The organism is Streptomyces sp. Root1304, assembly GCF_001426405.1.
Classification (GTDB): domain Bacteria; phylum Actinomycetota; class Actinomycetes; order Streptomycetales; family Streptomycetaceae; genus Streptomyces.
On sequence record NZ_LMEP01000012.1, the window covers coordinates 931239 to 951696 of the forward strand.

19 protein-coding genes are annotated in these 20458 nt (G+C 73.4%); 14 read left to right on the forward strand and 5 right to left on the reverse strand.

Annotated features, from left to right (window positions below; all coding sequences use genetic code 11):
- Nucleotides 1-137: 137 nt before the first annotated feature.
- On the forward strand, nucleotides 138-1157 hold the full coding sequence (locus ASD33_RS17040; protein ID WP_056560481.1) for a C40 family peptidase: 1020 nt from the start codon (nucleotides 138-140) through the stop codon (nucleotides 1155-1157).
- A 48-nt stretch (nucleotides 1158-1205) separates the two neighbouring features.
- Nucleotides 1206-2429 (forward strand): hypothetical protein, encoded by a 1224-nt coding sequence (locus ASD33_RS17045; protein ID WP_056560484.1) that lies wholly within the window; start codon nucleotides 1206-1208, stop codon nucleotides 2427-2429.
- 19 nt (nucleotides 2430-2448) lie between these two features.
- On the opposite strand, the gene ASD33_RS17050 is transcribed toward ASD33_RS17045, so the two are convergent.
- Entirely contained in the window at nucleotides 2449-3723 is a 1275-nt protein-coding gene (locus ASD33_RS17050; RefSeq protein WP_056560487.1) for a glycosyltransferase 87 family protein, read from the reverse strand.
- Nucleotides 3724-3811: 88 nt separating this feature from the next.
- Between ASD33_RS17050 and ASD33_RS17055 the strand changes: the two genes are divergently transcribed.
- Nucleotides 3812-4954, forward strand: a complete 1143-nt coding sequence (locus ASD33_RS17055) for a glycosyltransferase family 4 protein (RefSeq protein ID WP_056561534.1) — start codon at nucleotides 3812-3814, stop codon at nucleotides 4952-4954.
- 85 nt (nucleotides 4955-5039) lie between these two features.
- On the opposite strand, the gene ASD33_RS17060 is transcribed toward ASD33_RS17055, so the two are convergent.
- Nucleotides 5040-6836 (reverse strand): AMP-dependent synthetase/ligase, encoded by a 1797-nt coding sequence (locus ASD33_RS17060; protein ID WP_056560490.1) that lies wholly within the window; start codon nucleotides 6834-6836, stop codon nucleotides 5040-5042.
- Between the two features lie 256 nt (nucleotides 6837-7092).
- Between ASD33_RS17060 and ASD33_RS17065 the strand changes: the two genes are divergently transcribed.
- The 6 genes from ASD33_RS17065 (at nucleotide 7093) to ASD33_RS17090 (ending at nucleotide 11969) form a co-directional block, all read left to right on the forward strand.
- A complete protein-coding gene (locus ASD33_RS17065) occupies nucleotides 7093-7860 on the forward strand; it encodes a metallophosphoesterase (RefSeq protein ID WP_079044821.1) in 768 nt (255 codons plus the stop codon).
- Between the two features lie 90 nt (nucleotides 7861-7950).
- Nucleotides 7951-8394, forward strand: coding sequence for an SRPBCC family protein (locus ASD33_RS17070; protein WP_056560495.1), 444 nt, complete (start codon nucleotides 7951-7953; stop codon nucleotides 8392-8394).
- Between the two features lie 75 nt (nucleotides 8395-8469).
- A complete protein-coding gene (locus ASD33_RS17075; RefSeq protein ID WP_056561536.1) occupies nucleotides 8470-9600 on the forward strand; it encodes an ArsA-related P-loop ATPase in 1131 nt (376 codons plus the stop codon).
- 42 nt (nucleotides 9601-9642) lie between these two features.
- Nucleotides 9643-10131 carry a DUF5304 domain-containing protein gene (locus ASD33_RS17080; protein WP_056560498.1) on the forward strand — a complete coding sequence of 163 codons (489 nt, stop codon included), beginning with the start codon at nucleotides 9643-9645 and terminating at the stop codon, nucleotides 10129-10131.
- A gap of 66 nt (nucleotides 10132-10197) precedes the next feature.
- Nucleotides 10198-11139 carry an ROK family glucokinase gene (locus ASD33_RS17085; protein ID WP_056560501.1) on the forward strand — a complete coding sequence of 314 codons (942 nt, stop codon included), beginning with the start codon at nucleotides 10198-10200 and terminating at the stop codon, nucleotides 11137-11139.
- 83 nt (nucleotides 11140-11222) lie between these two features.
- On the forward strand, nucleotides 11223-11969 hold the full coding sequence (locus tag ASD33_RS17090) for an endonuclease/exonuclease/phosphatase family protein (RefSeq protein WP_056560504.1): 747 nt from the start codon (nucleotides 11223-11225) through the stop codon (nucleotides 11967-11969).
- A 53-nt stretch (nucleotides 11970-12022) separates the two neighbouring features.
- Here the strand turns inward: ASD33_RS17090 and ASD33_RS17095 are convergent, their stop codons facing one another.
- Together ASD33_RS17095 and ASD33_RS17100 are read right to left on the reverse strand one after the other, a co-directional pair.
- Nucleotides 12023-12778, reverse strand: a complete 756-nt coding sequence (locus tag ASD33_RS17095; protein ID WP_056560507.1) for a hypothetical protein — start codon at nucleotides 12776-12778, stop codon at nucleotides 12023-12025.
- On the reverse strand, nucleotides 12771-13553 hold the full coding sequence (locus ASD33_RS17100) for an alpha/beta fold hydrolase (protein WP_056560510.1): 783 nt from the start codon (nucleotides 13551-13553) through the stop codon (nucleotides 12771-12773). Before ASD33_RS17100 ends, ASD33_RS17095 begins: the two co-directional genes overlap by 8 nt.
- Before the next feature lie 175 nt (nucleotides 13554-13728).
- On the opposite strand from ASD33_RS17100, the gene ASD33_RS17105 reads away from it, so the two are divergent.
- The 5 genes from ASD33_RS17105 (at nucleotide 13729) to ASD33_RS17125 (ending at nucleotide 18358) form a co-directional block, all read left to right on the forward strand.
- Nucleotides 13729-14475 (forward strand): lysophospholipid acyltransferase family protein, encoded by a 747-nt coding sequence (locus ASD33_RS17105; RefSeq protein WP_199863530.1) that lies wholly within the window; start codon nucleotides 13729-13731, stop codon nucleotides 14473-14475.
- 73 nt (nucleotides 14476-14548) lie between these two features.
- A complete protein-coding gene (locus ASD33_RS17110) occupies nucleotides 14549-15760 on the forward strand; it encodes a DUF5931 domain-containing protein (protein ID WP_056560516.1) in 1212 nt (403 codons plus the stop codon).
- Between the two features lie 20 nt (nucleotides 15761-15780).
- Nucleotides 15781-16428 (forward strand): response regulator transcription factor, encoded by a 648-nt coding sequence (locus tag ASD33_RS17115; RefSeq protein WP_056561538.1) that lies wholly within the window; start codon nucleotides 15781-15783, stop codon nucleotides 16426-16428.
- Between the two features lie 70 nt (nucleotides 16429-16498).
- Nucleotides 16499-17524 (forward strand): 2-hydroxyacid dehydrogenase, encoded by a 1026-nt coding sequence (locus tag ASD33_RS17120; RefSeq protein WP_056560519.1) that lies wholly within the window; start codon nucleotides 16499-16501, stop codon nucleotides 17522-17524.
- Nucleotides 17525-17575: 51 nt separating this feature from the next.
- The gene (locus tag ASD33_RS17125) at nucleotides 17576-18358 is read left to right on the forward strand and encodes a serine protease (protein WP_056560522.1); all 783 of its coding nucleotides are present in this window, start codon (nucleotides 17576-17578) and stop codon (nucleotides 18356-18358) included.
- Between the two features lie 69 nt (nucleotides 18359-18427).
- On the opposite strand, the gene ASD33_RS17130 is transcribed toward ASD33_RS17125, so the two are convergent.
- Nucleotides 18428-20302, reverse strand: a complete 1875-nt coding sequence (locus tag ASD33_RS17130) for an anthranilate synthase family protein (RefSeq protein WP_056560525.1) — start codon at nucleotides 20300-20302, stop codon at nucleotides 18428-18430.
- Nucleotides 20303-20458: the final 156 nt, after the last annotated feature.

A 20458-nucleotide genomic window follows, 5' to 3' on the forward strand; every position in this document is an offset into this window, starting at 1 on the left:
TGACCTGACGCCCCGCCGGTGACCTGTGATCTCCGGCGGGGCGTCACTTTGTGTGTCCATCGGCTTCGTTGGACGCGGAGTGATCAGCGGCTACTGTCTGCCGCGCCAGTCTGCGTCGAGCCGAACGGAGCGCGTTCGTGGCGTCCCACCGCCGACCCGCCAGGGTCACCGTCCTCACCGCCGCCGCCGCGGCCACCGCGGCCGCCTCCCTCGGGGCCGTGCCCGCGAGCGCCGACCCCGGGGCCGGACCCGCGGCCGGCCGCGCCACCGTGGACCGCCTCTTCGAAGAGGCCGAGAAGGCGACGGAGGGCTACAACCGGGCGGACGAGAAGGCGGACGCGCTGCGCAGGACCGTCTCGCAGGCCCAGGACGGCCTCGCCCGGGGGCAGGAACGCATCAACCGCATGCGGGGCGCGCTCGGTTCGGTCGCCGGCGCCCAGTACCGCTCCGGCGGCATCGACCCCGCCCTCGCCCTGCTGCTCTCCTCCGACCCGGACACCTACCTCGACCGGGCCTCGGCCCTCGACCGGGCCACCGTCCGGCAGAGCGCCGCACTCGGCGAACTCGTCCGGGAACAGCGCCGGCTGGACCAGAAGCGCGCCGAGGCCCGTACCGCCCTCGGTGAACTGGAGCGCAGCCGCGCCGAGGTCGCCCGCCACAAGCGCACCGTCGAGCGCAAGCTCGCCGAGGCCCGCCGGGTCCTCGCGAGCCTCACCGTCGAGGAGCGCGCCGACTACGACCGCTCCTCCCGCTCCGGCGCCCGCTCGGAGGCCGGGGAACTGCCGCCCCTGGCCGACCTCGGCCCCGCCTCCTCGCGCGCCGCGGCCGCGGTGATCGCCGCCCGCAGCGCGATCGGCAAGCCGTACGTGTGGGGCGCGACAGGACCCTCCGCCTTCGACTGCTCGGGCCTGATGGTCTGGTCGTACCGGCAGGCGGGGATCAGCCTGCCGCGCACCTCCTCGGCGCAGCGGAACGCGGGCCGGCACGTGCCGCTCTCGCAGGCGCAGCCCGGGGACCTCGTCACCTACCGCGGCGACGCCAGCCACGTCGCGATCTACGCGGGCAACGGGCAGGTCATCCACGCCCCCTACCCCGGCGCCCGGGTCCGCTACGACCCGGTGAACATGATGTCGCACGTCACCGTCACCCGGGTCTGAGCCGGTAGCGGGAGCGGGCCCCGCCCCTCCGACCGTACGATCGGAGGCGTGGCAGGTCAGGGGTGTGGAGCGCGGCGGCCGGCGACGGCCTGCCTGCTGGCCCTGCTGCTCGCCCTCACCGGCCTCGTCGGCTGCGCGACGAAGACGCCCGCCGAGCCGGCCTCCCGGGAGGTCCAGGCACTCCTCGACCGGCACGCCCGCGCCCTCCTCGACCGTGACGAGCCCGGCTATCTGGCCGCCCTCGACCCCGCGTACGCCCCGGCCGCGCTCACCGTCTACCGGCGGCTCGCCGCCGTCCCGCTCGACGGCTGGACGTACCGGGTCACCGGCGTCGACCGCACCGGCACCGACCGGCTCACCGCCCGCGCCGACCTCGGCTACCGGCTCCGCGGCCACGACCGGCGGCCCGTCACCGGCGCCCGCGTCCTCGACCTCGTCCGGCGGGACGGCCGCTGGTACGTGAGCGGGGACCGCCCCGCCGAGGGGGCGCCCAGGCAGCTGTGGGAGCAGGGCGACGTGAAGACCGTCACCGGCGCCCGCTCGCTCGTCCTCGGCGTCGGCGCGAGCACCGAACGGCTCCGGGAGATCGCCGCGGCGGCCGACCGGGCGGTCCCCGTGGTCGCCGCCGCCTGGCCCGCCGACTGGGCCCGGCAGGTGGTCGTCCTCGTCCCCGGCTCCCTCGAAGGGATGGGGGAGCTGCTCGGGGCGCCCGGCGCCTCCTACCGGGGGATAGCGGCCGTCACCACGGGGGAGACCCGGGGCGGCCCGGACGCCCCCGCGGACCGGGTGATCGTCAACCCCGACGCGTACGGGGTGCTGGGCGGCTTCGGCAGGGACCTGGTCCTCACCCACGAGACCGTCCACGTCGCGACCCGCGCCGCCACCACCCCCTCGACCCCGGTCTGGCTCTCCGAGGGCTTCGCCGACTGGGTCGCCTACCGGGGCACCGACCGCACCCCCGTCCAGGCCGCCCCCGAGCTGCGCCGCGCGGTCCGCGCGGGCGAGCTGCCCGGCCGGCTCCCGGCGGACGAGGACTTCGCCTTCGGCGGCGACGCGGAGGCGCTCGCGCGGGCGTACGAGGGGGGCTGGCTGGCCTGCGCGCTGATCGCGGACCGGTGGGGCGAGGCGAAGCTGACGGCCTTCTACCGGGCGGTGGGCGCGCACCCGGCCCGGGACGGCGCGGTGGAGCAGGCGCTCCGGGAGGTGCTGGACACCACACCGGAGGACTTCACCGCGGACTGGCGGACGTATCTGGGGGAGCGGCTGGGCTAGACCCCCGGCCCGGCTGTTCTCAGTGGGAGCCGGAGAGGGTCTTCTCGCGCTCCGTGCGGACCGCCTGCGCGGGCACGACCGCCGACCCGGCGAGGCGCGGTTCGGTCACCGTCTGGCGCCACAGGATGCGGCAGGCCATGAGGGTGGCGGCGATGAGGAGACCGTTCCGGGTGAACAGCACCGCGATGCCCAGCGGGTCGCTCCGCGTGACGTGCGAGAACCACACCGGGAACTCGAACTGCGTCACCGCCGTCGCCCACACGATCAGATGGACGGGCCGCTCCATCCGGCTCGACCGGTACGCCAGGCACACCGCCGCGAGACCGACCAGCCACAGCATGTACTGCGGGGAGAGCACCCGGCTCGTCGTCGTGAACAGCAGCACCGCGACGAAGGCCGCGTCCGCGACCGTCGAGGAGGTGAAGCGGTGGGCCCGGAAGCGCCACAGCAGCAGCCAGCCGAAGGCGGCGAAGGTGAGCACCATCGCGGCCGTCGAGACCACGGAGACGTACGGGCCGAGGAACTCGATCGAGCCGTAGTTCATCCGGGCCTCGCCGCTCCAGCCGAACTGCCGGGCCACGTGGAAGACCATCGAACCGAGCGACTCGACCTCCGTGCCCCGGTCGCGCTGGAAGGAGAGGAAGGCGAGCGCGCCCGGCATCCACAGCACGCAGAACAGCAGCACCGCGGCCGCCGCGCCCACCGCCGTCGACCAGGAGCGGAAGGTGGCCCGGCCCTTCGCCGTGCCCGCGAGCAGCAGCACCGGCCAGACCTTCAGGACCGCGCCGAACCCGGCGAGCGCGCCGAGGACGCGCGGGCTGCGGCCGGCCGCGAGCACCGCGGCCACCGCGACGGCGGTCACCATCACGTCGTAGCGGGCGTACGCGGTCGGGCCGAGCAGCGGGACGGCCGCGATCCAGATCCAGGCCCCGCGCAGCGAGCGGCCGGCCCGGCGGCCGGTGTACGTGAGCAGCCCGAAGACGAGCGCGTCGCAGAGGAAGGCGAGGACGAAGAAGGCGGAGGAGTAGTCGAGGAAGGGCAGCAGCCCGGGGGCGAGGATCGCGAAGGCGGCGGCCGGCGGGTACTGCCAGGTCACGTCGTCCTGCGGGTACGTGCCGTTCCGGAGGACCTCGTACCAGGCCTGGTAGATGTCCTCGACGTCACTGGTGACGTCCGGGCCGGGGATGACCACGATCTTGAACACGCACACCAGCAGGATGACCCGGGTGAGTCCCCAGAGGCCGATCGGCAGCCGTAGACCCGTGCGTGACCACTTCCCCACTGCGCCCGTCATCACTGTCTCGTCCTTCTCCTGTCGGCCCGCTCGCGCGGGGGAGTGGTGGTGCTGGGCGGTGGGTGCGCTCGCGGTACTGTCGGCCACGATGCACAAGACCCTGATCGTAACCAACGACTTCCCGCCACGCCCCGGCGGAATCCAGGCCTTCCTGCACAACATGGCCCTGCGCCTGGATCCCGACCGGATCGTGGTCTACGCCTCCACCTGGAAGCGCAGCCGCGAGGGGATCGAGGCGACGGCCGCGTTCGACGCCGAACAGCCTTTCACGGTTGTCCGTGATCGCACCACCATGCTGCTGCCGACGCCTCGGGTCACCGCCCGTGCCACCGCCCTGCTCCGCGAGCACGGCTGCGAGTCGGTCTGGTTCGGCGCGGCCGCCCCGCTCGGCCTGATGGCGCCCGCGCTGCGCAGGGCCGGCGCCCGGCGGCTGGTCGCCACCACGCACGGCCACGAGGCGGGCTGGGCCCAGCTGCCCGCCGCCCGGCAGCTGCTGCGGCGGATCGGCGAGGGCACGGACACGATCACCTACCTCGGCGAGTACACCCGCTCCCGGATCGCGGGGGCCCTCACGCACGCCGCTGCCGGACGCATGGTCCAGCTCCCGCCCGGGGTGGACGAGAAGACCTTCCACCCCGGCTCGGGCGGCGACGAGGTCCGCGCCCGGCTCGGCCTGAGCGACCGGCCGGTCGTCGTCTGCGTCTCCCGGCTGGTGCCGCGCAAGGGTCAGGACACCCTGATCACGGCCCTGCCGGCGATCCTGCGCCGGGTGCCCGACGCGGTCCTCCTGATCGTCGGCGGCGGCCCGTACGAGAAGGACCTGCGCCGCCTCGCCGCCGAGACCGGCGTGGCCGGATCCGTACGCTTCACCGGCGCCGTCCCCTGGTCGGAGCTGCCCGCCCACTACGGGGCCGGCGACGTCTTCGCCATGCCCTGCCGCACCCGCCGCGGCGGCCTCGACGTCGAGGGCCTCGGCATCGTCTACCTGGAGGCCTCCGCGACCGGCCTCCCGGTCGTCGCGGGCGACTCCGGCGGCGCCCCCGACGCCGTCCTGGACGGCGAGACCGGCTGGGTCGTCCGAGGCGAGTCCGCCGAGGACACCGCGGACCGCGTCACCACCCTCCTCCTGGACCCGGAACTCCGCGCCCGCATGGGCGAGCGCGGACGCGTCTGGGTCGAGGAGAAGTGGCGCTGGGACCTGCTCGCGGAGCGGCTGCGCGAGCTGCTGTAGGACGTACGGGACCGCGCGGGCCGCCGCAGGACGTACGGAAGGGGCCCGGGGCGATCGATCGCCCCGGGCCCCTCCCGCACCCGCCCTACTTCGTGTAGATCGCCTCGATGTCGTCCGCGAAGTCCTTCGCCACCACGTTCCGCTTCAGCTTCAGGGACGGGGTGATGTGGCCCGCCTCCTCCGTGAACTGGGCCGGGAGGATGCGGAACTTGCGGACCGACTCCGCCTTGGAGACCGCCGCGTTGCCGTCGTCGATCGCGCGCTGGACCTCCGCCACCAGGTCCGCGTCGTCCCGGAGGGTGGCCGCCGTCGAGCCCGACGGCTTGCCGTGCTCCGAGGCCCAGCGGCCCAGGAACTCCTCGTCGATCGTGACCAGCGCGCCCACGAACGGGCGGCCGTCGCCGACCACCATGCACTCCGCGACCAGCGCGTGCGCCCGGATCCGGTCCTCGATGACCGCCGGGGCGACGTTCTTGCCGCCCGCCGTCACCAGGATCTCCTTCTTCCGGCCGGTGATCGCCAGGTAGCCGTCCTCGTCGAGGGTGCCGATGTCACCGGTGTGGAACCAGCCGTCGGCGAGCGCCTCGGCCGTGGCCGCCTCGTTGTTCCAGTACCGCGAGAAGATGTGCTCGCCGTGCAGCAGCACCTCGCCGTCGTCGGCGATCCGCACCACCGAGCCCGGCAGCGGCTGCCCGACCGTGCCGATCTTCTGCCGGTCCCAGGGGTTGAACGCGGTCGCCGCGCACGACTCCGTCAGGCCGTAGCCCTCCAGGACCGTGAAGCCGATGCCCCGGAAGAAGTGGCCGAGCCGCTCGCCCAGCGGCGCGCCGCCCGAGATCGCGTACTCGCCGCGCCCGCCCAGGACCGCACGCAGCTTGCTGAAGACCAGCTTGTCGAAGAGCTTGTGCTTCAGCTTGAGGCCGAAGGACGGGCCCTGCGGGGTGCTCAGCGCCCGGCTGTACGCGATCGCCGTGTGCGCGGCCTTGTCGAAGATCTTGCCCTTGCCGTCGGCCTGCGCCTTCGCCCGCGCCGAGTTGTAGACCTTCTCGAAGACCCGCGGCACGCCCAGGATCAGCGTCGGCCGGAACGAGGCCAGCTCGTCCGTGAGGTTCTTGATGTCCGGGACGCAGCCGAGGCGGATCGGCGCCATCACGGACGCGACCTCGACCAGCCGCCCGAAGACGTGCGCGGCCGGCAGGAACAGCAGCACCGAGCACTCGCCGGTCCGGAAGAGGGGCTTCAGTCGCTCCACCACGTTGCCGCACTCGGCGAAGAACGCCCTGTGGGTCAGCACGCAGCCCTTGGGGCGGCCGGTCGTGCCCGAGGTGTAGACGATCGTCGCCGGGTCGTCCGCGTTCGCCGCCGACATCCGCGCGTCCAGCAGCTCGTCGGAGACGTCCGCGCCCGAGGCCGTGAGCCGCGCGACCGCGTCGTCCTCGATCTGCCACAGCTCCTTGAGCTCCGGAAGGTTCGCGCGCACCGACTCCACCGCGTCCCGGTGCGCCTCGCTCTCCACCAGGGCCAGGGTCGCGCCCGAGTCGCCGAGGATCCACTGGATCTGCTCCGGCGAGCTCGTCTCGTACACCGGGACGGTCACGCCGCCGGCGCTCCAGATCGCGAAGTCGAGGAGGACCCACTCGTAGCGCGTACGGGACAGCAGTGCGACCCGGTCGCCCGGCTCGACACCGGCGGCGATCAGGCCCTTCGCGGCCCCGCGGACCTCCGCGAGGAACTCCGTGGCGGTCACGTCGGTCCAGGCGCCGTCGACCTTGCGGCCCATCACGGCGACGTCTGGGTGCTGGGAGGCGTTGCGGCGGATGAGATCCGTCAGGTTGCCGTCCGCGGGGACCTCGTACAGGGCCGGAAGGCTGAACTCGCGCAAGACTGCTGCTCCTCATCGGGCGCCGGCGCCACGGCTCTGTGTGATGCACCGGTGTAGTCCAAGAACTGGCAGGTGCTCCGTGGGGGTGAGCACGACTGGACTGCCCGGACGTTACCCACCAGTACACGGTTCCCGATAGGGGGTCCCGGCCAGATGTTCCGTGCGTCACACACGCGTGGCGGTGCTCTGCGCACAGTAATCCACAGGTTTCCCGACTCGGAAGTAACCGCAGGTGACACCCCCTAAGGTGGGGCCCATGCGAGTCCATGTGGTCAGTGACGTGCACGGCAACGCCGAAGACCTCGCCCGGGCGGGGGAGGGTGCCGACGCCCTCATATGCCTCGGTGACCTGGTCCTCTTCCTCGACTACGCCGACCACAGCCGGGGCATCTTCCCCGACCTCTTCGGCGCCGAGAACGCCGGCCGGCTCGTGGAGCTGCGCACCGCCCGCCGCTTCGACGAGGCCCGTGACCTGGGGCGCCGGCTCTGGGCCGGGCTCGACATCGACCGCGACACCGCCATCGAGGCCGCGGTCCGGCGCCAGTACGCCGCGCTCTTCGCCGCCTTCCCCACCCCGACGTACGCCACCTACGGCAATGTCGACATCCCCCGGATGTGGCCCGAGTTCGCCCGGCCGGGCACCACCGTCCTCGACGGCGAGCGGATCGAGCTCGGCGGGCTCGTCGTCGGCTTCGTCGGCGGCGGGCTGCGCACCCCGATGCGCACGCCGTACGAGATCTCCGACGAGGAGTACGCCGCCAAGGTCGAGGCCCTCGGCGACGTCGACGTCCTCTGCACCCACATCCCGCCGGACGTCCCCGAGCTGACGTACGACACCGTCGCCCGCCGCTTCGAACGCGGCAGCCGAGCCCTGCTCGACGCGATCCGGCGCACCCGGCCCCGGTACGCCCTCTTCGGCCACGTCCACCAGCCGCTGGCACGGCGGATGCGGATCGGCTCCACCGAGTGCGTGAACGTCGGACACTTCGCCTCGACGGGCAGGCCCTTCGCCCTGGAGTGGTGACGGGCCCCGGTTCGCGGCGCGATAGCCTTCCGTCGGCACGTCTGTGCCCCTTTGACTTCCGCCGGACCGCACAGTGGAGGAGCCACCACGATGGCCGAACACACCAGCTCGAGCATCACGATCGAGGCGGCACCGGCCGACGTCATGGGCGTGATCGCCGACTTCGCCCGCTACCCCGAGTGGACGGGCGAGGTGAAGCAGGCCGAGGTCCTGGAGACCGACGACGCCGGCCGCGCCGAGAAGGTCCGACTGGTCCTCGACGCCGGAGCGATCAAGGACGACCACACGCTGGCGTACACCTGGACCGGCGCCGACGAGGTCAGCTGGACCCTGGTCAAGTCCCAGATGCTCCGCTCCCTCGACGGCTCCTACCGCCTGACCCCGCTGGCCGGCGGCGCCCACACCGAGGTCACCTACCAGCTGACCGTCGACGTCAAGATCCCGATGCTCGGCATGATCAAGCGCAAGGCGGAGAAGGTCATCATCGACCGCGCGCTGGAGGGCCTGAAGCAGCGGGTGGAATCCCGCGCGTAAGCGCTCCGGGAGCACCCGGCCGCACTCCCGGAGGACGTGAACGCGGCCCCGCGGGGCACCGGTAACGTCCTCCGCATGCGGATCATCCTTGTCACCGGCCTCGGCGGCGCCGGGCGCAGCACCGTCGCCGCCGCCACCGCGCTCGCCGAGGCGCGGGCCGGGCGCCGGGTCCTGCTCGTGTCCGAGGACGCCGACCCGCTGCTGGGCGGCGACGGGCCGCGGGTCCTGCGGCCCCGGCCCGCCGCCGACTTCCGCCGGGAGTTCCTCGCCCTCCAGGACCGCTCGGCCACCGCCCTCGACCTGCTGGGCGCCGCCCCCTTCGAGGACGCCGAGCTCACCGAACTCCCCGGCAGCCGCCAGTTCGCCCTGCTGCGTTCCCTGCGCGACGCCGCCGCCGGTGACCACGACCTGGCCGTCGTCGACCTGCCGCCGCTCCCCGAGGCGCTCGCCGCCCTCGCCCTGCCCGAGCAGCTCCGCCGCTATCTGCGCCGCCTCCTGCCCCCGGAACGCCAGGCCGCCCGCGCCCTGCGCCCGATGCTCGCCCAGCTCGCCGGGGTCCCCATGCCCGCGCAGTGGCTGTACGCGACCACCGCGCGCTGGGAGGCCGAGCTGGCCGCCGTCCAGGCCGTCGTCGACGCCCCCACCACCAGCGTCCGGCTCGTCCTCGAACCCGGCCCCGCCGCCGCGGACGCCCTGCGTACCGCCCGCCTCGGCCTCGCCCTCCAGGGCCTCGCCCTCGACGCCGTCGTCGCCAACCGGCTGCTGCCCGCCACGTCCGAGGACCCCTGGCTCGCCGGCCTCACCGCCCAGCAGCACCGGCACCTGGACGAGCTCCGTACCGCCGGCGAACCCCTCGACGAGCTGCCGCACCTCGGCCGCGACCCGCGCGGCCCCGAGGACCTGGCCCTCCTGGCGCCCGCCCGGCCCGCCGCCGCCCCCGCCCCCGTACCGGAGTGGACCGTCGAGGACCGGCGCGAGGAGGACGGCGTCCTCGTCTGGCACATCGCTCTGCCCGGCGCCGTCAAGGACGAGCTGTCCCTCGTCCGCAGGGGCGACGAACTGCTGCTCACCGTCGGAGCCTTCCGCCGCAACGTGCCCCTGCCCGCCGCCCTGCGCCGCTGCACCGTCACCGGCGCCGGACTCGTCGAGGGGGACCTCCGGGTCCGCTTCACCCCGGACCCCGGGCTCTGGCCCCGTACCTCCTGAACGGGCGTGTACCGTCGAAGTACCACCACTGAGGAGTACGCCATGAGCGATTCGGACGCCTGGGCCAAGGCGTGCGCCGAGGACCTGGAGGCGGAGCGGGCCCGTCGCCGGGCCGAGCGCGGGACGGAGCCCGGCTCCGCCGCCGAGGAGTTCCGCAAGCTCTTCGAGGCCGTCGCCGACAAGGTCGCCGGCGGACTCGGGAACCCGCTGCTCGGCGGCCAGGCCGTACAGACCGTGCAGCAGCTCGTCAGCCAGGCGAAGTCCGTCGTCGAGCCCGTCATCGAGCGCAACCCGCAGGTCTTCGACCACCTCGCCGCCGCCGGGAACGAACTGCTCGCCGCCTACCGCTCCGCCGTCGAGGGCCACGAGACCCGCTGGACCCGCGGAGGCGCCGTGCCCGACGCCGACGACCCGCGCAGGGACGCCGACCGGGAGCCGCCCCGCGCGGACGACGGCGGGGACCGGCACGAGGACGGCCCCAAGAAGGACGACGAAGGGCCGGGAACCGGCCAGCACATCGACCTCGACTGATCAACGGTCCACCGCCCCTCGGGTACGGTGGGCCCTAGCGGGGCTCGACCGAAAACTGAGGGACACATGGGACTCACCATCGGCGTCGACATCGGCGGCACGAAGATCGCGGCCGGCGTGGTCGACGAGGACGGCAAGATCCTCGACACGCACAAGGTGCCCACCCCGCCGACCCCCGAGGGCATCGTCGACGCGATCAGCGCCGCCGTGTCCGAGGCCGGCAAGGGCCACTCGATCGAGGCCGTCGGCATCGGCGCCGCGGGCTACGTCGACGACAAGCGTGCCACCGTCCTCTTCGCGCCGAACATCGACTGGCGGCACGAGCCGCTCAAGGACAAGGTCGAGCAGCGGGTCGGCCTGCCCGTGGTCGTCGAGAACGACGCCAACGCGGCCGCCTGGGGCGAGTACCGCTTCGGCGCCGGCCAGGGCCACGAGGACGTCATCTGCATCACCCTCGGCACCGGCCTCGGCGGCGGCATCATCATCGGCAACAAGCTGCGCCGCGGACGCTTCGGCGTGGCCGCCGAGTTCGGCCACATCCGGGTCGTCCCCGACGGTCTGCTCTGCGGCTGCGGCAGCCAGGGCTGCTGGGAGCAGTACGCCTCCGGGCGCGCCCTCGTCCGCTACGCCAGGCAGCGCGCCAACGCCACCCCGGAGCGCGCGGAGGTCCTCCTCGGCCTCGGCGACGGCACCCCGGAGGGCATCGAGGGCAAGCACGTCAGCCAGGCCGCCCGCGCGGGCGACCCGGTGGCCGTCGACTCCTTCCGCGAGCTGGCCCGCTGGGCGGGCGCCGGTCTCGCCGACCTCGCCTCGCTCTTCGACCCCTCGGCGTTCATCGTCGGCGGCGGCGTCTCGGACGAGGGCGACCTGGTCCTCGACCCGATCCGCAAGTCCTTCCGGCGCTGGCTGATCGGCGGCCAGTGGCGTCCGCACGCCCAGGTCCTCGCCGCCCAGCTCGGCAACAAGGCCGGACTCGTCGGCGCGGCCGACCTCGCCCGCCAGGGCTGAACGGACCGCACCGGGACCGATGACGACAACCGCCCGCCGCGTCCGCACCGGACGCGGCGGGCGGTTGTCGTACGTTACGTGCCATGGTGATCAGTGAGCTGCCCAACTCCCGCACCGAGGCCGACGGTTCGGCCGTCCTCCGGGTCCTCTGCTACAACGTGCGCTCGATGCGCGACGACGAGGACGCCCTCGCCCGGGTCATCCGGGCCTGCGCCCCCGACCTCGTCCTGGTCCAGGAGGCCCCGCGCTTCTTCCGCTGGCGCAAGCACGCCGCCCGGCTCGCCGCCAAGAGCGAACTCGTCATGCTGAGCGGCGGCGCCACCGCGGCGGGGCCGATGCTGCTCTGCTCGCTGAGGGCCACCGTCGAACGCACCGAGGACATCCTGCTGCCGCTCACCCCGGGCCTGCACCGGCGCGGCCTCGCGACCGCCGTCGTCCGCTTCGGCGGGGCCAGGGTCGGTGTCGTCAGCTGTCATCTGAGCCTGCGGAAGGACGAGCGGTACGCCCAGGCGGGCATGGTCCTCGACCGGGTCGCCGCCCTGGGGACCCCGTACGCCCTCGTCGGCGGGGACCTCAACGAACGGCCCGACGGCCCCGCCTTCCGCCGGCTGACGACGGAACTCCGGGACGGCTGGGAGGTCAGCCCCCGGGGCGGCGCGTACACCTCGCCCTCCGGCGGTCCGCATCAGCGGATCGACGCGATCCTGGCCACCTCGGGCGTCGAGTTCCTCGGCTGCGGGGTGCCGGCCGACCTCGATCCGGCCGACCTGCGGGCCGCCACCGACCACCTTCCGGTGCTGGCGGCGGTCCGCGTACCGGCGGCCGTCTGACACGGACCGGGCGGGGCCGGGCCGGGTCGGGACAGGCCGTGTCGGGACAGGTCCTAGACGACCGCCCCGCGCCCCGGGTCGTCGAAGCCGTCGTCGTCCTCGTCGTCGTGCTTCATCCGCCCCACCAGGGTGGCGAAGCCGCCCAGGAAGCCGCCGATGCAGAGCGTCGTCAGCCACCAGGTCATGTCCCACTGGAGCAGTACGGCCACCAGCATCAGGACCGGGCCGCCGACCACGGCCAGCCAGGCGAACTTGGTCGTGGTGTCCGCCTCGGGCAGCGGAGGCGGCTCCGGCGGCACGAAGTGCCCCTCGTCGGAGCCGCCCGGGGCGTCGTCCGGTTCGGCGGGGGAGTAGTCCCGGGGGCCGGGGGGCCGCACGCCCACCCCGGGGGCGAAGACGATCGAGCTGCCGAGCGCGGGCCGCTCGGGGCCCGCCCCGGAGCCGTCCGCGCTGTCGGAACCGTCGGAGTCGTCGGAGTCCCCGGCTCCCTTCGGTCCCTTCGTCCCCTCCGCGCCTTCGGAGCCCTCCGGCGGGGTCGCCCCGGCCGTCGGCCTCGGCTTCCAGGGCGTGGCCTCGCCGACCGTCGGCCTCGGTCTCAGGGGCGGCCGGGTCTCCCCGGACGTCCCCTCCCCGTCGTCCCCGGCCTCGGCCTCCGGCTCCGGCAGGGCCAGGTTCTCGATCGGCCGGAACGGCTTCGCCCCCGGAGGGTCCACGGGCTCCTCGCCGTACCCGGCGACGATCGCGGCCCAGGCCGCCTCCTCGTCGATGGGCTGCGGCTCCCGCTCGCCGCCGTCCTGCTGCTCAGCCACCGCTCCTGCTCCCCTGTTCGTCGACCAGCCCCGGGGCGAGACGCTCGACGAAGGCCAGGCTCTCGTCGAAGATCCGCTCCGCGTCATGGTCCAACGTCGCGACGTGGTAGCTCTGTTCCAGCAGGATCTCCCGGACGTCCGTCGAGGAGATCCGGGAGAGGATCCGGGCCGAGTCGACCGGCGGCACGACATGGTCCTGGGGGCTGTGGAGCAGCACCACCGGCTGCGTGACCTGCGGAAGCTCCGTGTCGACGAGCCGGAAGAACTGGCGCAGGGAGTGCGCGGCGTGCAGCGGCACCCGGTCGTAGCCGACCTCGGTGACGCCCTCCTTGGCGATGTCGCTGGCGATGCCCTTGGTGGAGGGGACCAGATGGCGGGCGACCGGCAGCGCGTGCGCGGCCAGGCCGTGCACCTTGTTGCCCGGGTTGACCAGGACGACGCCCTTCACGGCGTCGCCGTGCTGGGCGGCGAGCCGCAGGGTCAGCGCCCCGCCCATCGAGAGCCCGAAGACGAAGACGGTCGAGCACCGCTCCAGGAGCTCGCGCAGGGCCCGGTCCACCTCCGCGTACCAGTCGTGCCAGGTGGTGAGCTGCATGTCCTGCCAGCGGGTGCCGTGGCCCGGCAGCAGCGGCACCGAGACGGTCAGACCGCGCTCGGCCAGATACTCGGCCCACGGGCGCATCGACTGCGGGGAACCGGTGAATCCGTGACAGAGAAGGACGCCGACCTCTCCGCCCTCGTGGCGGTACGGCTCGGCTCCGGGAAGGACCGGCACCGGGGTCTCCTGTTCGCTCGGGCTTCGCGTCGGTCTTCGGGTGCGCCGAAGCGACGGAACATGGGGAAGGACCTTCACGGTACGCGACCGGACCGACACCGACCAGGGCCGTAGCGGGGGCCGTGCGCCGGTACGGGATAAAGTCGTCGCGACGGCACACGGAAGGCATGGCGAGTTGATCTACGGCGCAATGAAGTTCTCCCTCGGAGGGTCCCTGAAGCTTGCCTTCCGGCCCTGGGTGGAGGGTCTGGAGAACATTCCCGCCGAGGGGCCCGCGATCCTGGCGAGCAACCACCTGTCGTTCTCCGACTCCTTCTTCCTGCCCGCCGTCCTCGACCGCAAGGTCACCTTCATCGCCAAGGCGGAGTACTTCACCTCGCCGGGCGTGAAGGGCAAGCTCACCGCCGCGTTCTTCAAGGGCGTCGGACAGCTCCCGGTGGACCGTTCGGGCGCCCGGGGCGCGGGCGAGGCGGCGATCAAGGCCGGCATCGACGTCATCGAGAAGGGCGGGCTCTTCGGGATCTACCCCGAGGGCACCCGCTCGCCCGACGGCCGTCTCTACCGGGGCAAGCCCGGTGGTCTGGCCCGGGTGGCGCTGGCCACCGGCGCGCCGGTGATCCCGGTCGCCATGATCGACACCGAGAAGATCCAGCCGCCCGGCAAGGTGGTCCCCAAGCTGATGCGGCCGGGCATCCGGATCGGCAAGCCGCTGGACTTCACCCGCTACCAGGGCATGGAGGGGGACCGCTTCATCCTCCGTTCGGTGACCGACGAGGTCATGTACGAGATCATGAAGCTGTCCGGCCAGGAGTACGTCGACATCTACGCGACCGCCGCCAAGCGGCAGATCGCGGATGCGGAGAAGGCGGCCAAGGAGGCCGTCAAGGCCGAGATCGCCGCTCGGGAAGAGTCCGGCGCGTAGCACCGGGAATGGCGCGTAGCACCGGGAGTCCGGTGCGGAAGGCGTCCCGCGAGGGACGTCCGGGGGTGGGGGGATGGCCAGGCGCGAGCGTGTCGTGCGCATGTCGGTCGAGCAGCCGTTGTGGCGGGCTCTGACCGGCTACCGCCTTCTGACCATGGTCTACGCGGTCCTGCTGTTCGTCTTCGGACGGGACCGGTTCGAGCGGCCCTGGGTCGCCGTCGCCTATCTGGCGGTGATGTGCGTCTGGACCCTCGCCACCCTCCCCAAGGTGGCGAACGCGGCCAGCTGCACCCGGCGCTTCCTCGGCGCCGACCTCACCGTCGCCGTCGTCGGCATCCTCCTCACCCCGCTGGCCGACGCCCACGCCCAGTCCGTCGACGGTCCCACCCTGCCGTCGATATGGACCGCCGGCGCCGTCCTGGCGTACGCGATCAAGGGCGGCTGGCGCTGGGCCGGCGTGGCCTCCTCGGTCGTCGCCGTCGCCAACATCGTCGAGCGCGGCCACCCCAGCCGGGACACCTTCCACAACGTCCTCCTGGTCTGGGTCGCCTCCATCGCCATCGGATACGTCGTCGAGGTCGCCCGCGCCTCCGAGCGCACCCTCGCCCGCGCCCTGGAGATCGAGGCCGCCACCCGGGAACGGGAGCGGCTCGCCCGCGACATCCACGACAGCGTCCTCCAGGTCCTCGCCATGGTGCAGCGGCGCGGCACCGCGCTCGGCGGCGAGGCCGCCGAACTCGGCCGGATGGCGGGCGAGCAGGAAGTGGCCCTCCGCACCCTCGTCGCGGGCGGCCTCGCCCGGCCGAGCCTGGTCTCCGAGGACGAGTCCGAGGGGGCCGTCGTCCGGGTCGTCGAGGTGGACGAGGAGCCGGACGACGACACCCCCGTGGACCTGCGGCTGCTGCTCGCCCCGCGCGCCGGGGCCCGGGTCACGCTCTCCGAGCCGGGCGCGCCCGTGCTGCTGGGACCGCCCGCCGCGCGCGAGCTGGCCGCCGCCGTCGGCGCCGCCCTGGACAACGTACGGGTGCACGCGGGCGAGGACGCCCAGGCCTGGATCCTCGTCGAGGACTGGCCGGACGAGGTGATCGTCACCGTCAGGGACGACGGCCCCGGCATCCCCGAGGGCCGCCTCGCGCAGGCCGAGGGCGAGGGCCGGATGGGGGTCGCCCTCTCCATCCGGGGGAGACTGCGGGATCTGGGCGGCTCGGCCGAGCTGATCTCGGTCCCGGGTCAGGGCACGGAAGTCGAGTTGAAGGTTCCACGGGGGAAGGCAGGGGAGAAGTGAGCGAGCAGCCGATCAAGGTGATGGTGGTCGACGACCACCCGATGTGGCGGGACGCGGTCGCCCGCGACCTGGCGGAGGCGGGCTTCGACGTCGTCGCCACCGCGGGCGACGGGGAGCAGGCGGTGCGCCGCGCGGTCGCGGCCGGGCCCGACGTCCTCGTCCTGGACCTGAACCTGCCGGTGAAGCCGGGCGTCCAGGTGTGCAAGGAGCTGGTCGGCGGCCGGCCGCAGCTGCGGGTCCTGGTCCTCTCGGCGAGCGGCGAGCACGCCGACGTCCTGGAGGCCGTGAAGTCGGGCGCCACCGGCTACCTCCTCAAGTCCGCCAGTACGGAGGAGCTGATCGACGCCGTGCGGCGGACGGCGGTCGGGGACCCCGTCTTCACCCCGGGCCTCGCCGGGCTCGTCCTCGGCGAGTACCGGCGCCTGGCCTCCGAGCCCGCCCCGGCGGCCGGCGCGGACGAGCCGAAGGCCCCGCAGCTGACCGAGCGCGAGACGGAGGTCCTGCGGCTCGTCGCCAAGGGGCTGAGCTACAAGCAGATCGCCGAGCGCCTGGTGATCTCGCACCGCACGGTGCAGAACCACGTCCAGAACACCCTCGGCAAGCTCCAGCTGCACAACCGGGTGGAGCTCGTCCGGTACGCCATCGAGCGCGGCCTCGACGAAGCCTGAGGCGGCCTCCCCGGACGATGGGTCGTATATTCACGCATATACGGCCCATCGTCCCGTTGAGGGGAAACACGTGGAAATCCTGGCATTCGGCGTGCAGGCGGACGAGAAGCCCCTGATCGAGAAGGCGTTCGCGGGACACCACGACGTCCGCTGTCTGGGCGTCTTCCTCACCGAGGACACCGCCCCCATCGCGGCCGGCTACGAGATCGTCTCCACCAGCGTCAACGCCAGCCTGGACCACCGGGTCCTGCAGACCCTCGCCGCCGGCGGGACCCAGATGATCGCCCAGCGCTCCACCGGCTTCAACAACATCGACCTGGAGGTCGCCGAGAGGCTCGGCCTCACCGTCGCCCGGGTCTCGTACTACTCGCCGTACTCCGTCGCGGAGTTCGCCTGGACCCTCGCCACCGCCGTCAACCGGCGGATCGTCCGCGCCTCCAACCGGACCCGCGACTTCGACTTCCGGCTCGACGGACTGATGGGCCGTGACCTGTGGGGCCGTACCGTCGGGGTGCTCGGCACCGGCAAGATCGGCGAGGCCTTCACCCGGATCGCCCACGGCTTCGGCATGAACCTGCTCGGCTGGGACGTGGCCGAGAACCCCGCCTGCCTCGACCTCGGCATGCGGTACGTCGAGAAGGAGCGGCTCTTCGCCGAGGCCGACGTCATCAGCCTCCACGTACCGCTGCTGCCGTCCACCCAGCACATCATCGACGCCGCCGCCCTCAAGGCCATGAAGGACGACGTCATCCTGGTGAACTCCAGCCGGGGCGGGCTCGTCGACACCGAGGCGCTCGTCACCGAACTCCGGGCCGGCCGCTTCGCCGGCGTCGGCCTCGACGTCTACGAGGCGGAGGCCGGGCTCTTCTTCCTCGACAAGTCCCTGGAGGCCGTCGAGGACGACACGCTGGCCCGGCTGGTGACCTTCCCGAACGTGGTGGTCACCTCCCACCAGGCGTACTACACGGTGGACGCGGTCGGCCAGATCATCGACACCACCGTCCGCAACGTCCTCGACTACACCGCCGGACGGCGCAGCGAGAACGTCCTCGTCCCCAGGGAACCCGCCGGGCGCTCCGCGCATCCTCCCGCGTGACCAGGCGGCGCGGTCACCGGACCGCGCGCCGCTCATCCGTGGGGGATTCACATGTTCTCGTCCGTACGGCGCCGTACCGCCGCCGCGCTCACCGCCTCCGTCCTCGCCGCCGCCGGGGGCGTCGCGGCCCTCGCGACCCCGGCCGCCGCCGTCCACGGCGGGCGCTCCACCACCGTGACGGACCACCCGTACGCCATGCTCATCGAGACCCCGGACGGCACCCAGTTCTGCGGCGGCACCCTGGTGGCCCCCACCAAGGTCCTCACCGCCGCGCACTGCGTGGCCGACGCCGAGGCCCCCCGAAAGCTCCTCGTCATCGGCGGGCGCACCGCGCTCGACAGCACCAAGGGCACCGTCCGGCACATCGCCTCGATCAAGGTCCACCCCCGGTTCGAGCAGTCCACACTCACCTACGACGCGGCCGTCCTCACCCTGGACCGGCCCATGCCGTACAAGCCGCTGCCGGTCGCGGGACCGAAGGACAAGGCGCTCTACGCCTCCGGCACGAAGGCGACGACCGTCGGCTGGGGCCGCACCGGCCGCGACACCCTCGCCACCCGCCTCAAGGCCGCCGAACTCCGCCTCGCGCCGCTGAAGAGCTGCGACCCCTTCACCTTCCCCACCGACTCCGGTGCGACGAAGGTCTGCGGGACCGCCGCCCCCGGCACCCGCGACAGCGTCTGCAAGGGCGACTCCGGCGGCCCGCTGACCGTCGGGGGCAAGCTCATCGGCGTCGTCTCCACCGGCAACAAGTACTGCGACGACCAGTTCCCGGTCTCCGTCTTCACCCGGGTCAGCGCGGTCGCGAAGGACCTGGGCCTGACGGTGTCCTGAGCGGGCGCCCGTGCCGGGCCCGACGGTGTCCCGAGCCCTCGGGCCCAGGACACCGGGGCGGCCCGGCCCTCAGACCAGGACGCCCGCGAGCAGCGCGGCCGTCAGGGCCGCGCCCTCCGTCGTCAGCACCGACTCGGGGTGGAACTGCACCCCCGCGAAGCCCGGCCCGCGCAGCGCGTGCACCTCACCGGTCTCCGCGTCCCGGCTCACCTCGATCCGGTGCAGCGCCAGCTCCGTCGCCGTCCGGTCGTCGCAGCGGGCGGTGAAGCTGTTGTAGAAGCCGACCGTCCGCTCCTGCCCGAAGAGGTCGATCCGCAGCTGCGCCCCCTGGAACGGGGTCCGCTTGCGGACGATCTCCAGGCCCAGCTCGGCGGCGATCAGCTCGTGCCCGAGGCAGACGCCGAGGAGGCCGTGGCGGTGCTCCCGCACCAGCTCGGCCGTCAGACCGCGCAGGAAGCGCATCTTCGGGTCGGCGGCGTCCGAGGGGTCGCCGGGCCCGGGGCCCAGGACCACCGGCCCCTCGTGGGCGAGGGCCAGCTCGCGCAGCCCCGGCTCGTCGTAGCGGAGCACCGACACCTCCGGGCCCGAGGAGCGCAGGACGTGCGCCAGCATCGCGGTGAAGGTGTCCTCGGCGTCGATCACCAGCGCGTGGCCCGACAGTTCGGCCGACCGGGCCTGCATCCGCAGCCAGAACGGCGCGAGGTCCGCCCGGCGCGCGTCCAGGGCGGCCCGTACCCGCGGATCGTCGGCGAGCCGGGCGGGCGCCGGAGCCGCCGCCTCCACGGCCGGCCTGCCCTCCCGCACGCCGAGCGCGGTGAGCACCCCGGCGGCCTTGGCGTGGGTCTCGGCGACCTCCCCGGCCGGGTCCGAGTGCCGTACGAGGGTCGCGCCGACGGGCACCCGCAGACTCCCGTCCCCGGAGATGTCCGCCGTACGGATGAGGATGGGCGAGTCCAGCGTCTGCGCCCCGCTCCCGTCCGTGCCGAGCAGGGCGAGCGCCCCCGCGTAGTAGCCGCGGCCGCCCGTCTCGTGACGCTCGATCACCCGGCAGGCGTTCTGCACCGGCGAGCCGGTGACGGTCGCCGCGAACATCGTCTCGCGCAGCACCTCGCGCACGTCCAGGCTGGAGCGTCCCCGCAGCTCGTACTCGGTGTGGGCGAGATGGGCCATCTCCTTCAGCCGCGGCCCGATCACCACCCCGCCCATGTCGCCGACCGTGCACATCATCTTGAGTTCCTCGTCGACCACCATCGACAGTTCCTCGGTCTCCTTGCGGTCGGCGAGGAAGGCGAGCAGGCCGTCGGCGGTCGGGGCGGACCCGGCCGGGTAGCGGTACGTGCCGCTGATCGGGTTCATCACGACGGTGCCGCCCGTCATCCGGACGTGCACCTCGGGGCTGGCCCCGACGAGCGTCCGGTCCCCGGTGTGCACGACGAAGGTCCAGTACGCGCCCCGCTCGCCGGCGAGCAGCCGTCGGAACAGGGCGAGCGCGTCGGCGCGCCCGAACCCGGGGATCTCCCCGGTGTACGTGCGCCGGATGACGAAGTTGGCGCCCTCGCCCGAGCCGATCTCCTCGGCGATGACTCGGCGCACGATCCCGGCGTACTCCTCGTCGGAGACGTCGAAGCCGCCGTCCTCGACGGTCACGTCGTGCGCCGGGAGCTGCGCCAGCGCCTCGGCGAGCGGGAGTTCGTGGGTCTCGTCGGCGACCAGGACGGAGAGCGGGGTGCCGTCGTCACGGACGTCGAAGCCGCGCTCCCTGATCTGCCGGAAGGGCACCAGGGCGAGCGTCGGCCGGGGGCCCACGGGCAGATCGGCGAGGTGTTCGGCCTCGTGGACCCGGCCGATCAGCACCTCGACGGTGTCGTGGTCGCGTCCTGGGGTGCGGCGGCGGAGCAGGGCGAAGGGCGGGCAGGAGTCGTCGAGGAGACGGGAGAGGTCCATGGTCCGTCGTTCCTTCCGTCGGTGTGCGGAGAGGAACGGCCCGGGAACGAGAAAGGCCGCCCTCTCGGGGCGGCCTGTGCGTTCGGTGTACGCGCGATCAGTGGGCCGCCGGGGGAGCGGTCCACCACCAGTTCTGGATCTGAGGCGCGAACATGC

Bases quoted from the DNA above. Each gene is read 5' to 3' on its own strand.
- ASD33_RS17050 (WP_056560487.1), bottom strand. From the start codon at position 3,723: ATGACGGGCGCAGTGGGGAAGTGGTCACGCACGGGTCTACGGCTGCCG.
- ASD33_RS17055 (WP_056561534.1), top strand. From the start codon at position 3,812: ATGCACAAGACCCTGATCGTAACCAACGACTTCCCGCCACGCCCCGGC.
- ASD33_RS17065 (WP_079044821.1), top strand. From the start codon at position 7,093: ATGCGAGTCCATGTGGTCAGTGACGTGCACGGCAACGCCGAAGACCTC.
- ASD33_RS17070 (WP_056560495.1), top strand. From the start codon at position 7,951: ATGGCCGAACACACCAGCTCGAGCATCACGATCGAGGCGGCACCGGCC.
- ASD33_RS17075 (WP_056561536.1), top strand. From the start codon at position 8,470: ATGCGGATCATCCTTGTCACCGGCCTCGGCGGCGCCGGGCGCAGCACC.
- ASD33_RS17080 (WP_056560498.1), top strand. From the start codon at position 9,643: ATGAGCGATTCGGACGCCTGGGCCAAGGCGTGCGCCGAGGACCTGGAG.
- ASD33_RS17085 (WP_056560501.1), top strand. From the start codon at position 10,198: ATGGGACTCACCATCGGCGTCGACATCGGCGGCACGAAGATCGCGGCC.
- ASD33_RS17090 (WP_056560504.1), top strand. From the start codon at position 11,223: ATGGTGATCAGTGAGCTGCCCAACTCCCGCACCGAGGCCGACGGTTCG.
- ASD33_RS17110 (WP_056560516.1), top strand. From the start codon at position 14,549: ATGGCCAGGCGCGAGCGTGTCGTGCGCATGTCGGTCGAGCAGCCGTTG.
- ASD33_RS17115 (WP_056561538.1), top strand. From the start codon at position 15,781: ATGGTGGTCGACGACCACCCGATGTGGCGGGACGCGGTCGCCCGCGAC.
- ASD33_RS17125 (WP_056560522.1), top strand. From the start codon at position 17,576: ATGTTCTCGTCCGTACGGCGCCGTACCGCCGCCGCGCTCACCGCCTCC.
- ASD33_RS17130 (WP_056560525.1), bottom strand. From the start codon at position 20,302: ATGGACCTCTCCCGTCTCCTCGACGACTCCTGCCCGCCCTTCGCCCTG.